The 13406-nt window shown below is 69.4% G+C and carries 13 protein-coding genes; 11 read left to right on the forward strand and 2 right to left on the reverse strand.

The window, feature by feature from the left end; genetic code table 11:
* The first annotated feature begins 1 nt into the window (after nt 1).
* The 6 genes from JHL17_RS22280 (at nt 2) to JHL17_RS22305 (ending at nt 6436) form a co-directional block, all read left to right on the forward strand.
* Complete coding sequence (locus JHL17_RS22280; protein ID WP_200196505.1) at nt 2–1138, forward strand: iron-containing alcohol dehydrogenase; 1137 nt, start codon at nt 2–4, stop codon at nt 1136–1138.
* A gap of 45 nt (nt 1139–1183) precedes the next feature.
* Nucleotides 1184–2086 (forward strand): dihydrodipicolinate synthase family protein, encoded by a 903-nt coding sequence (locus JHL17_RS22285; protein ID WP_200196506.1) that lies wholly within the window; start codon nt 1184–1186, stop codon nt 2084–2086.
* A 116-nt stretch (nt 2087–2202) separates the two neighbouring features.
* Entirely contained in the window at nt 2203–3618 is a 1416-nt protein-coding gene (locus JHL17_RS22290) for a sodium:solute symporter family protein (protein WP_200196507.1), read from the forward strand.
* Between the two features lie 37 nt (nt 3619–3655).
* Complete coding sequence (locus JHL17_RS22295) at nt 3656–4885, forward strand: sialidase family protein (protein ID WP_211113516.1); 1230 nt, start codon at nt 3656–3658, stop codon at nt 4883–4885.
* Nucleotides 4886–4951: 66 nt separating this feature from the next.
* A complete protein-coding gene (locus JHL17_RS22300) occupies nt 4952–5716 on the forward strand; it encodes a 2-keto-4-pentenoate hydratase (protein ID WP_200196510.1) in 765 nt (254 codons plus the stop codon).
* A 15-nt stretch (nt 5717–5731) separates the two neighbouring features.
* Complete coding sequence (locus JHL17_RS22305) at nt 5732–6436, forward strand: SDR family NAD(P)-dependent oxidoreductase (RefSeq protein ID WP_200196512.1); 705 nt, start codon at nt 5732–5734, stop codon at nt 6434–6436.
* A 15-nt stretch (nt 6437–6451) separates the two neighbouring features.
* Here the strand turns inward: JHL17_RS22305 and JHL17_RS22310 are convergent, their stop codons facing one another.
* A complete protein-coding gene (locus tag JHL17_RS22310) occupies nt 6452–6922 on the reverse strand; it encodes a cupin domain-containing protein (RefSeq protein ID WP_200196514.1) in 471 nt (156 codons plus the stop codon).
* A 117-nt stretch (nt 6923–7039) separates the two neighbouring features.
* Nucleotides 7040–8539, reverse strand: a complete 1500-nt coding sequence (locus JHL17_RS22315; protein ID WP_211113517.1) for an aminotransferase-like domain-containing protein — start codon at nt 8537–8539, stop codon at nt 7040–7042.
* A gap of 292 nt (nt 8540–8831) precedes the next feature.
* On the opposite strand from JHL17_RS22315, the gene tauA reads away from it, so the two are divergent.
* The 5 genes from tauA (at nt 8832) to JHL17_RS22340 (ending at nt 13385) form a co-directional block, all read left to right on the forward strand.
* Nucleotides 8832–9839, forward strand: coding sequence for a taurine ABC transporter substrate-binding protein (gene tauA / locus JHL17_RS22320; protein WP_200196516.1), 1008 nt, complete (start codon nt 8832–8834; stop codon nt 9837–9839).
* A 250-nt stretch (nt 9840–10089) separates the two neighbouring features.
* Nucleotides 10090–10914, forward strand: coding sequence for a taurine ABC transporter ATP-binding subunit (gene tauB / locus JHL17_RS22325; RefSeq protein WP_200196518.1), 825 nt, complete (start codon nt 10090–10092; stop codon nt 10912–10914).
* Nucleotides 10911–11792, forward strand: a complete 882-nt coding sequence (locus tag JHL17_RS22330) for an ABC transporter permease subunit (protein ID WP_247893732.1) — start codon at nt 10911–10913, stop codon at nt 11790–11792. Before tauB ends, JHL17_RS22330 begins: the two co-directional genes overlap by 4 nt.
* A gap of 22 nt (nt 11793–11814) precedes the next feature.
* On the forward strand, nt 11815–12582 hold the full coding sequence (locus tag JHL17_RS22335; RefSeq protein WP_200196520.1) for a sulfite exporter TauE/SafE family protein: 768 nt from the start codon (nt 11815–11817) through the stop codon (nt 12580–12582).
* Between the two features lie 14 nt (nt 12583–12596).
* Complete coding sequence (locus JHL17_RS22340) at nt 12597–13385, forward strand: SDR family NAD(P)-dependent oxidoreductase (protein ID WP_200196522.1); 789 nt, start codon at nt 12597–12599, stop codon at nt 13383–13385.
* Nucleotides 13386–13406: the final 21 nt, after the last annotated feature.

Here is a 13406-nt window from a genome sequence, read left to right on the forward strand (position 1 = left end):
AATGAGCACCATCGACCTGACCACGCCCATCGACCTGCTCCGCCCACCCCGCGTCGTCTTCGGCGCCGGTACGGCGGCTGAGACCGGCCGCTGGGTGCGCGAGCGCGGCCTCACCCGCATCCTGGTGGTCGCCGACGCCTTCAACGCCGCCCGCGTGGACCGGCTGGGGCTGGAAGGCGCCGTCACCGTCTTCGCCGACATCAAGCCCGAACCCGACGTCCCCAACCTGGAGGCGCTGCTCGCCGTCGCAGAACGGGTCGAGCCGCAGGTGGTGATCGGCTTCGGCGGTGGCAGCGCCATGGATCTGGCCAAGCTGGCCGCCGTCCTGCCCGGCAGCGGCCAGACCATCCGCGACGTCGTCGGGCCGGAGAAGGTGACGGGCAAGCGCGCCGCGCTGGTCCAGGTCCCGACCACCGCCGGCACCGGCAGCGAGGTCGGCACCCGCGCCCTGGTCACCGATCCCGCGACGATGAGCAAGCTGGCGGTGCAGAGCGTCCACATGCTGGCCGACGTCGCGGTGGTCGATCCGGACCTGACGCTGAGCGTGCCGGCCGCCGTCACCGCCGCCACCGGCGTCGATGCGCTGGCCCATTGCGTCGAGGCCTACACCAACCGCAAGGCTCATCCGCTGATCGACCTCTATGCGCTGGAGGGCATCCGGCTGGTCGGCCGCTTCCTGCCGCGGGCCATCGCCGACGGCGGCGACCGCGAGGCGCGGGCCGGCCTGTCGCTGGCGTCCTTCTATGGCGGCATCTGCCTGGGTCCGGTCAACACGGCGGCCGGCCATGCCGTCGCCTACCCGCTGGGCACCCGCCACCACATCCCGCATGGCGCCGCCAACGCGCTGATCTTCCCGCATGTGCTGGCCTTCAACGCGCCGGCCGTCCCGGCCAAGACCGCCGCGGTGCTGGAAGCGCTCGGCCTGCCGGCCGCCACTGATCCCGCAGCGGTGTTCGAGGCCGCTTACGGCTGGTGCCTGGAGCTCGGCTGCACCATGCGTCTGTCGGAGTTCGGCGTGCCCGAGACCGATCTGCCGCGCATGGCCGAGGAGGCGCACGCCATCCGCCGGCTGCTCGACAACAACCCGCGCGACCTCAGCCGCGAGGACATCCTGGGCATGTACCGCGCCGCCGCCTGACGGCGCGGCGCGACACCCATCCCGTTCGTTGAAAGGTCAAAGTTCATGAGCAACACCAGCGGCCCCAAGATCGGCGGACCCTTCGTCGCGATCGTCACCCCCTTCGACGACGACGAGCGCGTCGAAATCGCAGCGCTGCGACGGCAGGTGAAGCGGCAGGCGTCCGCCGGCAACGGCGTCTTCTGCGCCGGTACCAACGGCGAATTCTACGCCCTGTCCTTCGACGAGAAGCTGGCGGTGGCGGAGACCTGCGTCGAGGCCGCCGCCGGCAAGGTGCCGGTGCTGGCCCATATCGGCGAGATCTCCACCCACCAGACCATCGCGCTGGGCAAGGCGGTCGAGAAGCTGGGCGTCAAGGCGGTCTCCGCCATCACCCCGTCCTTCATCGCCTGTTCCCAGGCCGAACTGGTGGAGCATTACCGCCGCGTCGCCGACGCGCTGACGGTTCCGGTCTATCTCTACAACATCCCCGCCCGCACCGGGAACACGCTGGAGCCGGAGACCGCCCGCATCCTGGCCGACCACCCGAACATCATCGGCATCAAGGACAGCGCCGGCTCGCAGGAGAGCCTGGACGGCTTCCTCGCCGTCGCGCGCGGCCGTGACGATTTCGACGTGCTGGTCGGCCCGGATTCGCTGGTGCTGCACGGCCTGCGCAACGGTGCCGCCGGCTGCATCTCCGGCCTCGGCAACATCGCGCCGGTGACGCTCAACGGCATCCACGCCGCCTTCGTGGCCGGCGACGCCGCCGCGGCCGAGGCGCACCAGTCCCATTTCAGCACGCTCCGCAAGGAGCTCTACGCGCTGGGCTTCCCGCCGGCGATGGTCAAGCGCGCGCTCCGCAGCGCCATGCCGGAGGTCGGATTCAGCCGCGCCCCGGTGCTGATCGCCGACGAGGTCGACGCCCAGGTCAAGGCCATCGCGGCCCGCTATGCCGAAGCGGTGTGACGCTGTTCCACGCCGCATGGCGCCGTGACGATACAAGGCCGGCGCCAAATCCCCGAACAACACCGCCCTGAACAACACTGAAGGCGGATCCATCCGCCCGTTAGGGAGACCCGTCCATGAACCATTTCACCAGTGGAGAAAGTGCGCTCATCCTGGGGATCGTCGTCCTCTACATCCTCTTCACCTCCTGGCTGACGATCCGGCTGCGCAGCCGCAACAACGGCGAGTTCATGAACGCCGCGCGGTCGATGCCGGCGGCGGTCGTCGGCGTGCTGCTGATGTCCGAATTCATCGGCGCCAAGTCCACCGTCGGCACCGCGCAGGAGGCCTTCAGCTCCGGCATGGCGTCGGCCTGGTCGGTGCTCGGCGCCTCGATCGGCTTCCTGCTGTTCGGCCTGTTCTTCGCCAAGCGCATCTACGGCTCGGGCGAATACACCATCTCCGCCGCCATCGCGAAGTATTACGGCACCTCCACCATGCGGACGGTGTCGATCATCATGATGTATGCGCTGCTGCTGGTGAATGTCGGCAATTACATCAGCGGTGCCGCGGCGCTGTCCACGGTGATGAACCTCAACCTGACCTGGGCGATGGTCATCATCGCGGTGGTCAGCACCTTCTACTACGTGTTCGGCGGGCTGAAGGGCATCGCCTACGTCACCGTCCTGCACAGCGCCATCAAGCTCATCGGCATCGCCCTGCTGCTGGGCACCGCCCTGTCGCTCAGCGGCGGCATCGGCCCGATGGTCGAGAAGCTGCCGGCCCACTACTTCACCATCGACGGCACCATCGGCCTGCCGACGATCTTCGCCTGGGTCATCGGCACCGTCGGCGCCATCTTCTCCACCCAATTCGTCATCCAGGCGATCTCGTCCAACCGCAGCGCCGGCGAAGCCCAGCGCTCCGCCTTCTACGCCGCCATCTTCTGCCTGCCGCTCGGCATCATGCTGGCGCTGATCGGCGTCACCGCCCATTACCTCCATCCCGACATGAAGAGCCTCTACGCGCTGCCGGTGTTCCTCGACGCCATGCATCCGCTGATGGCCGCCGTCGTCACCACCTCGCTCGTCGCCTCGGTCTTCGTCAGCGTCAGCACCGTGGCGCTCGCCATCGCCTCGCTGGCGGTGCGTGACTTCTACGTGCCGTGGAAGAAGCCGACGCCGGAACAGGAATTCCGCACCACCCGCATCCTGTCGCTGATCATCGGCTTCCTGCCGCTGATCTTCGTCTTCTTCGTGCCGGAAATCCTGAAGCTGTCCTTCTTCACCCGGGCGCTGCGCCTGTCGATCACGGTCGTCGCGATGATCGGCTTCTTCCTGCCGCTGTTCGCCAGCAACCTCGGCGCCACGCTGGGCCTGCTGGGCGCCACCGTCAGCACCACCGTCTGGTACGTGATGGGCAACCCCTACGGCATCGACAACATGTATGTCGCCCTGCTGACGCCGATGCTGGTGATGGCGGTGGAGCGGCTGGTCCGCGGCCGCAGCGCCCCGGCGATGGTCGCAGCCCCTCCGCAAGCCGACGCACGATGACGCTCCGCCCCCCTGCCCCAGTTTTCATGTGACCGCCATGACCACATCCTCGACCATCACATCCTCCCGCCTGCCCTCCACCACCGACCGCGGGCGCATCGCGCCCACGGAAGGAGACACCGGGCGCCGCGATTCCTATCTGCCGTCGCCCTGCGTGCAGAACCACGCCGCCAACATCGCCGTGCTCGGCAACGGCGATCTCGGCTGCGTCTGGTTCGGCGGCACCCAGGAAGGCATTCCCGACATCTCGATCTACTTCTCGCGGCTGGCCAAAGGCAGCGAGCGCTGGACCGACCCGGTCAAGCTGTCGGACGACCCGACCCGCTCGGAACAGAATCCGGTGCTGTTCCCCGCGCCGGACGGCACGCTGTGGCTGTTCTACACCGCGCAAATCTCCGGCAACCAGGACACCGCCGTCGTCCGCTGCCGCAACTCCGCCGACCATGGGCACAGCTGGGGTCCGATCCGCACCCTGTTCGAAGGGACGAATGGCGACGGCATCTTCATCCGCCAGCCGGTGGTGGTGCTGCCGAACGGCGACTGGCTGCTGCCGACCTTCCTCTGCCACGGCACGCCGGGCGAGAAATGGGTGGGCGACAACGACACCAGCGCGGTGCGCATCTCCAGCGACCGCGGCGAAAGCTGGACCGAGCATGCGGTGCCGGGCAGCGTCGGCTGCGTCCACATGAGCGTGGTTCCCCTGCGCAACGGCACGCTGGCCGCCTTCTACCGCAGCCGCTGGGCCGACCATGTCTATCGCAGCGTCTCCACCGACAATGGCCGGACGTGGAGCGCGCCCGTTCCGACCGAGCTGCCCAACAACAACTCCTCCATCCAGGTGACGGCGCTGGCCGACGGCCGGCTCGCCATCGTCTTCAACGAATCCAGTGCGGAAAACGCCACCGAGCGCCGCGCCTCGCTCTATGACGAGATCGAGGACGATGTTCCGGCCGGCGGCGCTGCCGCGGCGGTCGCCGCCCCTCCGGCGCAGGCGCCGGCCCGCAAGGCTTTCTGGGGCGCGCCCCGCGCGCCGCTGACGCTGGCCCTGTCGGAGGATGGCGGGGTGACCTGGCCACTGCGCCGGAACCTGGAGGTCGGCGACGGCTACTGCATGACCAACAATTCCAAGGACAGCCTGAACCGGGAATTCTCCTATCCGTCGGTCACCCAGACGGCGGATGGCGACCTGCATGTCGCCTTCACCTATTTCCGGCAGGCCATCAAATACAGCCGCGTCTCGCCCGACTGGGTGGGCGGCGGCCGCTGACCGGCGATGGGGGCGTCAGCCGGCGTCCCCGCCCGCTCTATTCCTCATTTTCCGGGGACTTGTCCCATGACCATGACCGCCGAGGCCGTTCGTGAGGCCGCTGCGGCGCTGCTCGCCGCACGCCGCGACAACCGCCCGCTCGAAGCGCTGCCCCCCGCGGCGACGCCCGCCGACAAGGCCGGCGCCTACGCCATCCAGACGGAAGTCGCCCGCCGCATCGGCCCCGTCACCGCCTGGAAGGTCGGCGCCTCCGCTCCCGACGCCGAGCCGTCCAGCGCCCCCATCCATGCCGAGACGCTGTTCTTCGAGACCGGGACGCTGCCGGCCAGCATGTTCCGCGTCATCGGAATCGAGGCGGAGATCGCCTACCGCCTGAAGAGCGACCTGCCGGCCCGTGACGAACCGTGGACGCGGGAGGAGGTGCTGGACGCCATCGGCTCCGTCCATCCGGCCTTCGAGATCTGCGATACCCGCTTCGCCGGATACGGCTCGCAGGGTCCGCTCGCCTCGCTGGCCGATCAGGCCAATCACGGAGCGCTGATCGTCGGTCCGGCTGCTGCCGACTGGCGCCGCATCGATCCGGTGAGCCAGCCCCTGACGTTGGACATCGACGGCGAGCGCAGGATCGAGGTGGTGGGCGGCAACAAGGCCGGCGACCCGATCCGCCTGCTGGCGTGGCTCGCCAATGTCGGTGCCCGGCCGTTCGGCGGGCTGCATGCCGGGGACACGGTGACCACCGGGTCCTGCACCGGCACCCTCTTCATCAAGCCCGGAAGCCGCGCCGTCGCCGACTTCCCCGGCCTCGGCCGCATCGCGCTGACCGTGGCCTGACGGAGGATCGCCGAGATGAACACGGATCTGCGGCAACGGCGCGCCCTGGTGACCGGTGTCAGTTCGGGCATCGGCGCCGCCATCGCCGAGCGGCTGTTGCAGGAGGGCTGGCTGGTCGAGGGGATGAGCCGGTCGGCCCCCGCCATCGCCCACCCGCATCTGCGCTTCACGGCCGCCGACCTGATGGCACCGGCCTCCCTGGCCGATGCCCTTGCCGGACTGCCGCCGGTCGATGCGCTGGTCCATGCCGCCGGTGTCATGCGCGTCGGCAAGCTCGGCGAGCTGGCCGGGGAGGACGCAAAAGCGATGTGGCGCCTGCATGTCGAGGCCGCGACGCAGCTTGTCGAGCATGTGGTTCCGCGGATGCCGGAAGGCAGCGCAAACGGTGGCCGCGTCGTCCTGATCGGCAGCCGCACCGCCCAGGGCGCCGCCGGCCGCGGCCAGTATGCGGCGACCAAGGCGGCGATGGTCGGCCTCGCCCGTTCCTGGGCGCTCGAACTGGCGCCGCGCGGCATCACGGTGAATGTGGTGGCGCCGGGAGCGACCGATACCCCGATGCTGAAGGACCCGAACCGCACCGGCCTGCCGCCGAAGCTCCCGCCGATCGGCCGCTTCGTCAAGCCGGAGGAGGTTGCGGCGCTGACCGCCTTCCTGCTGTCGGACTCCGCCGCCGCCATCACCGGGCAGCAGATCCTGGTCTGCGGCGGAGCCTCGCTCTAGCCGGATCCAGCCATGTCACGTCTTCGGCAAGCTGTGCGGACAGCCCGCGGTCCGATCCCGCTCGCCGGTATAACGGGTGAGCATATGCGCACCCGCCTTGCCGATGAAGGTGGCGGTATAAATAAGCGGCTCGGCGTCGCTGTCGTTGTGCTGCTGGTGAAGCTTGCCCGGCGCTATCTCCACCACGACCCCGGGCTTGAGCACGACGTCGGGCTTGCCGTCGATCGACAGACGGCCGCTTCCACTCACCACCTCCATCATCTCGTCGATGTCGTGCTTGTGACGATGGGCGTCGGAGCCGGGCGGAACCGTCAGTTTCTCCACCATGCGCAGCGTTCCGGGCAAGCCCGGAACTGGCGCCGGAGGCAGCAGGACGGTGCAGCTCACTGCCATCGGCTTCGAGGGGGTATCCGCACCCGCTGCAGCCGCGGGCATTGCTGCCGACAACAGGATAAGGCCGGCACCGGACAACACGCGGAACTTCATCAAGGGTGCTTTCTGATCCGTGGAGCGTCGCAAGATCGACGGCAACGCTGACACGAATGGTTGCACCACCGAACCGATCCTGTCAAAGGCGACCTGCCCCGATCCCCGGCATCGAATCTAGGCCGCCCCGCTCCGCAGCACCGCCCCCAATCGCCGCAAACCCGGTTCGATCCGGTGGGTGGCGATGGAGGTGAAGCCGAGGCGGAAATACCGGCGCCCCTCGGCGGGGTCGAGGAAGAAGATGTCGCCGGCCTCGATCAGGACGCCCTGCTCGCGCGCTTTGCGGACGAGGTCGCGGCTGTCCAGGCCGGGCGGACCTTCGATCCAGAAGCTCTTGGCGCCGAAATCCCGGCGGAAGCGGAAGCCGGGCAGGCACTCGGGCAGCAGGTCGGCGATCCGCCCGGCCCGCTCCTCCAGCACGGCGGCGGTCCGGCGCAGATGCTGGCGGTAATGGCCGAGCTGGATGAAGGTGGCGAGGCTGCGCTGGTTGTTGGTCGGCGGGTGGCGCAGCATCAGACGGCGCAGGACGCGCAGCTCGTCGATCACCGGCTTGGGCGCCACGACGTAGCCGATGCGCAGGCCCGGCGCCAGGATCTTGGAGAAGCTGCCGGTGTAGATGACGCGGTCCGCCCGGTCGAGGCTCTTCAGGCAGGGCAGGTCGGCATCGCCCTCGACCGACAGGTCGGATTCGTAATCGTCCTCGACCAGCACGACATCGTGGCGGCAGGCGGACTCCAGCAATTCGCGCCGCCGCCCGACCGGCATGACCGCCGTGGTCGGGCATTGGTGCCCCACCGTCACGAAGGCGACCCGCCGCCCGGCGAACACCGCGTCGGGCACGACGCCGAAGCCGTCGCAGGTCAGAGGCCGCATGTCGGCGGTCGCCATGCCGACCATGTGGCGCATGTCGGGATAACCCGGATTCTCGATGCCGACCGGCGTGTCGCGGCCCACCAGCAGCTGGACCAGCATCGACAGCGCATGCTGCGAGCCGATGGTGACGATGATCTCCCCTGGACCGGCGAAGATGCCGCGCCGGGGCAGCACCTTGTGGCGCAGTTGGTCGAGCAGGTCGGGATCGTCGTCGTCGATCATGTCGCGGGCCCAGCGGGTGATCTCCTGCACGCTGGAGGCCGCCTTGACGCTCTCCCGCCACGGGTTGGTGGGGAACAGGCTGGGATCGAACTGCCCGAACAGGAAGGGATAGGGATAGTCCATCCAGTCGCGCGGCTTGGTGATCTGCGGCAGCCGCGACGGCCGGATGGCGAAGCGCGCCGCCCAGCCGCCGGCCCTGTCCGCCGCGGCCTGGGCATCGCCATGTCGGGCATCCGCCGGCCCCGACGCCGGCCGGTCGTCCGATGACGCGACGAAGCAGCCGCTGCGCTCGCGCGAGACCAGCAGGCCGTCGTCGATCAGGGTCTGGTAGGCGGCGTTGACGGTGTTGCGCGAAATGCCCAACGCCTCGGCGAGGCTGCGGCTCGACGGGACCCGCATGTCGGGCGCCAGCAGGCCGGTCTCGATGGCTTCCGCGACGATGCCGCGGACACGCGCGCTCAACCCCTGCGGGTCGCGCTCCATCGTGCCGAAAAGAAGCCGCCAGGCGGTGTCGATCTGCATGGTGCAACCGTCCTTCTTCTCCTGGCCATCGCGTGATGCCTGCCTGCCCCGGTATGCGGAATAGCAAGAAGGGTGCCGGCCGGCGGAGGCCCGAAACCCCGGCGGCATGACGGGTGCGGCGATGAACGGGCGGGCGTTTGCCCAAAGGGGCGCCACATGGCGCGGGATGCGGCAGCGCAACGGACGCTGGACCAGTGCCCGCCGCAAACCGGGGGGATCTGGACCTTTCGGCGGGAGACGAGGACGGGTCCAATGGCCGCATCGGATCGATCGGCCTGGACGGAGACCCGCCATGACCTTCAGCAAGACCCTGCTCGCCACCGCCTTCGTCGCCATCGGCGCGCTGTTCGGCACCGCCGCCCCGGCCGTTGCCGCGGAGAAGACCGTCACCTTCGCCTATCAGGACATGATGACCCCCATCCGCGTCCTGATGGAAAGCGGGGATCTCGAGAAGAAGACCGGCTATGCCGTGAAGTGGGTCAAGTTCGGCGGCGGCGGCGATGTCATCCGCGCCATGTCGTCGGGCAACGTCGACATCGGCGAGGCCGGATCCTCCCCCATCGCCGCAGCGGCCTCGCAGGGGCTTCCCATCACGCTGTTCTGGATCCTCGACGACATCGCCAACGCCGAACAGCTGGTCGTCCGCAACGGCAGCGGCATCAAGTCCATCGCCGACCTGAAGGGCAAGACGGTCGCGGTTCCCTTCGTCTCCACCTCCCACTACCAGCTGATGTACGCGCTGCAGGAGGCCGGGCTGTCGGGCAAGGACGTCAAGCTATTGAACATGCGCCCGCCGGAGATCGCCGCGGCGTGGGAGCGCGGCGACATCGACGCCACCTTCATCTGGGCGCCGGTCCTGACCACGGCGAAGAAAAACGGTACCGTCATCGCCAGCGCCGGCGATTTCGCCAAGAAGGGCAAGGCGACCTTCGACGGCATCATCGCCACCAAGGCCTTCATGGCCGCCAACCCCGACTTCATGACGACCTTCGTGAAGCTGCTGGCCGCCGCCGACGCCGATTACGCCAAGACCGGCGACGGCTGGACCGCGACGTCGCCGCAAGCCGCCGCCATCGCCAAATGGACGGGCGCCGCCCCGGCCGACGTGCCGGACGGTCTGGCCGCCTACCGCTTCCCGACCCTGGAGGAGCAGGCGTCCAAGGAGTGGCTGGGCGGTGGCGCCGCCGAAGCGCTGAAATCGACCGCCGAGTTCCTGAAGAGCCAGGGCCGCGTCACCGAACTGGCCCCCGATTACGGCCCCTTCGTCACCGCCGACGTGGTCAAGGCTGCGGCCAAGTAATTGGGCAGTTCCAGGGTAATCGCATTCGAGGTTTATTCTAGGCCAAAGCCCCTCTCCCCCTGCGGGAGAGGGGTTGGGGTGAGGGGTTGCAAATCCAATACTTCCGACGGCTTTCAGCCGTCTTCCCCCTCATCCCAACCCTTCTCCCGCAGGGGGAGAAGGGCTTCCGAAGCGGACCGTCATCGCTCGAACCGGAAAAGCGATGGCCCTAGTCCACCCACCCACCTCCCCTCAAGCCGGGAAGCCAGCCATGCTCGAAGTCCGCAATGTCAGCGTCCAGTATGGCGGCGGGGAGAGCGCCACCGTCGCCCTGTCCTGGGTCGATCTGACCATCGAACCGGGGGAGTTCGTGGTGGCGCTCGGCGCGTCGGGCTGCGGCAAGACGACCCTGCTGTCCTGCATCGCCGGCTTCCTGCCGCCGACAGACGGGGAAATCCTGCTGGACGGCAAGCCGGTCACCGGGCCGGGGGCCGACCGCGGCGTGGTGTTCCAGCGCCACGCCCTGATGCCCTGGCTGAGCGTGGTCGACAACGTCGCCTTCGGCCTGAAGATGCAGGGCATGGGCAAGGCGGAACGCACCCGGCGCGCCCGCAACATGCTGGAGCTGGTCGGGCTGGCGTCCTCCGCCGACAAGCGGATCTACGAGCTGTCGGGCGGCATGCAGCAGCGCGTCGGCATCGCCCGCGCGCTGGCCGCCGACCCGCGCATGCTGCTGATGGACGAACCGCTGGGCGCGCTCGACGCCTTCACCCGCGAACAGATCCAGGAGCTGATCCTGCGGGTTTGGGCGGAGACGCGGAAGATGGCCTTCTTCATCACTCACGAGGTGGAGGAGGCGATCTTCCTCGCCACCAAGCTGGTCATCATGACCCCGCGCCCCGGACGGATCGCCGAAACGATCCCGCTGGAGTTCAGCCGGCGTTTCCTGGCCGGGCAGGACGCGCGGACGGTCAAATCCTCCCCCGACTTCATCGCCATGCGCGAGCGGGTGCTGGGCTTCATCCACGAGCGAAGCGAGCAAGGGCATGACCGCAGCGACAGCGGCAGCGCCGCCGCCACAGGAGAAGCCGCATGAAACCCACCGCTACCGAACGGCCGCAATCCGCCAAGGGCCTGAGCACGGGCCTTGCCGGCATTCCCACCGGGCTGGTGCCGCTGGGCCGGCTGCGCCGCCGGATGCAGGGCTTCCGGTCCCAGCCGGCGCTGATCAGCATGGCGGCCGTCCTGGCGGCCCTGGCCCTGTGGGCGGCGCTGACGAGCCAGGGCGTGGTGAAGCCGCTGTTCCTGCCGAAGATCGGAACGGTCTTCCAAGCCTTCCTCGACGCGGTGGACGGGCGGATCGACGGGGCCCCGCTGGCCGAACACATCGCCATGAGCCTGCTGCGCGTGGTCAGCGCCTTCGTGCTGGCCGCCCTGGTCGGCATCCCGGTGGGGCTGGCGACCGGGCTCAGCCCGGCCCTGCGCGCGGCGCTCGACCCCTTCATCGAGTTCTACCGGCCGCTGCCGCCACTGGCCTACCTGCCGCTGGTCATCATCTGGTTCGGCATCGGCGAGACGTCGAAGATCCTGCTGATCTTCTTCGCCTGCTTCGCCCCGGTGGCGCTGGCCGCCCGGGCCGGCGTGTCGGCGGCGGCGGCCGATCAGGTCAACGCCGCCCGCGCGCTGGGCGCCAGCCGCTGGCAGGTGGTGGTGCATGTGGTGCTGCCGGCGGCCCTGCCCGACATCCTGGTCGGCCTGCGCATCGGCATGGGGGTGGGCTGGACGACGCTGGTCGCCGCCGAGATGGTCGCCGCCTCCACCGGGATCGGGCAGATGGTGCTGAACGCCTCCAACTTCCTGCGCACCGACATCGTGCTGATGGGCATCTTCGTGATCGGCGCCTTCGCCACTCTGTTCGAATTCGGCATGCGCTGGCTCGAACGCCGCTTGGTGCCCTGGAAGGGCAAGGTCTGACGCCGGGAAGGTCGCAAGCCAGATGTCGATCGCTCCGATGTCGATGATCCTCTTCGGAGGCGTCACTTTCCTCGCCGCCGCCTTCCGCGGGGTGACGGGGTTCGGATACGCCCTGATCGCGGCGCTGGGGCTGCTGGTCCTGCCCTCGCCCGCCGCCGGCATCCCCTTCATCCTGGTCAGCGACCTGCTGCTGACCGGATTCCTGCTGCTGGACCGCGGACAGGCGGCGGTCGACTGGGCGGTGGCGGGGCTGCTGCTGGCGATGGGCTTCGCCGGCGCACTGTGCGGCAGCCTGATCGCCGCCGGGCTCGACGACGGGACCTCGCGGGTGCTGATCGCGGCGACCGTCTTCGTGGCGGCCTGCGTCGCCCTGGTGCGCGAGCCGCCGCCCTGGCTGCGGCACCGGGCGATCGGCGCCGGCATCGCCTTCGTCGTCGGCGTGCTGCTGGCCGCCTTCGCCGTCGGCGGGCCGCTGATCGCGGCGTGGCTGCTGGCCGGTGGGCGGGACCGCCGGACGATCAAGGGCACGCTGGCGGTGTTCTTCGGCGCGGTCGACGCGCTCAGCCTCGCCGGCCGTGCTATGGTGGGGGCGATCGACCCCGGCGTGGTCGGGCTGCTGGCGGCCTATACGGCTCCCACGCTCGCCGGCTTCGCCGCCGGCCGGATGCTGGCCGCCCGCCTCAGCTTCGACGGCTGGCGGCGGCTGGCCTCCGGGGGTCTGGTCGCCGTGGCGGTGGCGGGCCTGATCCAGACCGCCGTCACGCTGGGCCTGAGCTACACTCCGTCATGAGGACACATCGCAGAATGTCGAACTTCGCCCCGAAAACCTTCGCTCCGAAGACCGCCATCGTCACCGGCGCCACCTCCGGTTTCGGCGACGCCATCGCCCGGCGGCTGGTCGCGGAAGGCTGGCGGATCGTCGCCACCGGCCGGCGCCGGGACCGGCTGGACGCCCTGGTCGAGGCGCTGGGCGGGCCGGACGTCGTCCATCCGCTGTGCTTCGACATCCGCGACGAGGAGGCGACCCGCGCCGCCCTGGACTCCCTGCCGGCGGCGTTCGCCGACATCTCGGTCCTGGTCAACAATGCCGGGTTGGCGCTGGGCACCGGGGCCGCGCAGGACAGCGACCTGGAGCAGTGGCGGACGATGATCGACACCAACGTCACCGGTCTGGTGACCATCACCCGGCTGCTGCTGGACCGGCTGATCGCGCAGCGCGGGCTGATCGTCAACCTCGCCTCCGTCGCCTCCAACTGGCCCTACCCCGGCGGCAACGTCTATGGCGGCACCAAGGCCTTCGTGAAGCAGTTCTCGCTCGGCCTGCGCTCCGACCTGTCGGCCCAAGGGGTGCGCGTCACCTCCATCGAGCCCGGCCTGTCGGAAAGCGAGTTCACCCTGGTCCGCACCGGCGGCAACAAGGCCGCCTACGACGCGCTCTATGCCGGGGCCGATCCGCTGCAGCCCGAGGACATCGCCGAGACGGTGCGCTGGGTGGTCTCGCTGCCGCCGCACGTCAACATCAACAGCGTGGAAATCATGCCGGTGAGCCAATCCTGGTCGCCGTTCAAGATCCACCGCGACACGCCTGCCTGACGCTTCCCCGGGGCAATCGCA

Origin of the sequence: Azospirillum endophyticum, from assembly GCF_016595245.1 — a bacterium.
GTDB lineage: Bacteria > Pseudomonadota > Alphaproteobacteria > Azospirillales > Azospirillaceae > Azospirillum > Azospirillum endophyticum.

What these genes read in the sequence shown, in the direction of transcription:
- JHL17_RS22280 (WP_200196505.1), top strand. Translation starts at nt 2, where the DNA reads ATGAGCACCATCGACCTGACCACGCCCATCGACCTGCTCCGCCCACCC.
- JHL17_RS22285 (WP_200196506.1), top strand. Translation starts at nt 1,184, where the DNA reads ATGAGCAACACCAGCGGCCCCAAGATCGGCGGACCCTTCGTCGCGATC.
- JHL17_RS22290 (WP_200196507.1), top strand. Translation starts at nt 2,203, where the DNA reads ATGAACCATTTCACCAGTGGAGAAAGTGCGCTCATCCTGGGGATCGTC.
- JHL17_RS22295 (WP_211113516.1), top strand. Translation starts at nt 3,656, where the DNA reads ATGACCACATCCTCGACCATCACATCCTCCCGCCTGCCCTCCACCACC.
- JHL17_RS22300 (WP_200196510.1), top strand. Translation starts at nt 4,952, where the DNA reads ATGACCATGACCGCCGAGGCCGTTCGTGAGGCCGCTGCGGCGCTGCTC.
- JHL17_RS22305 (WP_200196512.1), top strand. Translation starts at nt 5,732, where the DNA reads ATGAACACGGATCTGCGGCAACGGCGCGCCCTGGTGACCGGTGTCAGT.
- JHL17_RS22310 (WP_200196514.1), bottom strand. Translation starts at nt 6,922, where the DNA reads ATGAAGTTCCGCGTGTTGTCCGGTGCCGGCCTTATCCTGTTGTCGGCA.
- JHL17_RS22315 (WP_211113517.1), bottom strand. Translation starts at nt 8,539, where the DNA reads ATGCAGATCGACACCGCCTGGCGGCTTCTTTTCGGCACGATGGAGCGC.
- tauA (WP_200196516.1), top strand. Translation starts at nt 8,832, where the DNA reads ATGACCTTCAGCAAGACCCTGCTCGCCACCGCCTTCGTCGCCATCGGC.
- tauB (WP_200196518.1), top strand. Translation starts at nt 10,090, where the DNA reads ATGCTCGAAGTCCGCAATGTCAGCGTCCAGTATGGCGGCGGGGAGAGC.
- JHL17_RS22330 (WP_247893732.1), top strand. Translation starts at nt 10,911, where the DNA reads ATGAAACCCACCGCTACCGAACGGCCGCAATCCGCCAAGGGCCTGAGC.
- JHL17_RS22335 (WP_200196520.1), top strand. Translation starts at nt 11,815, where the DNA reads ATGTCGATCGCTCCGATGTCGATGATCCTCTTCGGAGGCGTCACTTTC.
- JHL17_RS22340 (WP_200196522.1), top strand. Translation starts at nt 12,597, where the DNA reads ATGTCGAACTTCGCCCCGAAAACCTTCGCTCCGAAGACCGCCATCGTC.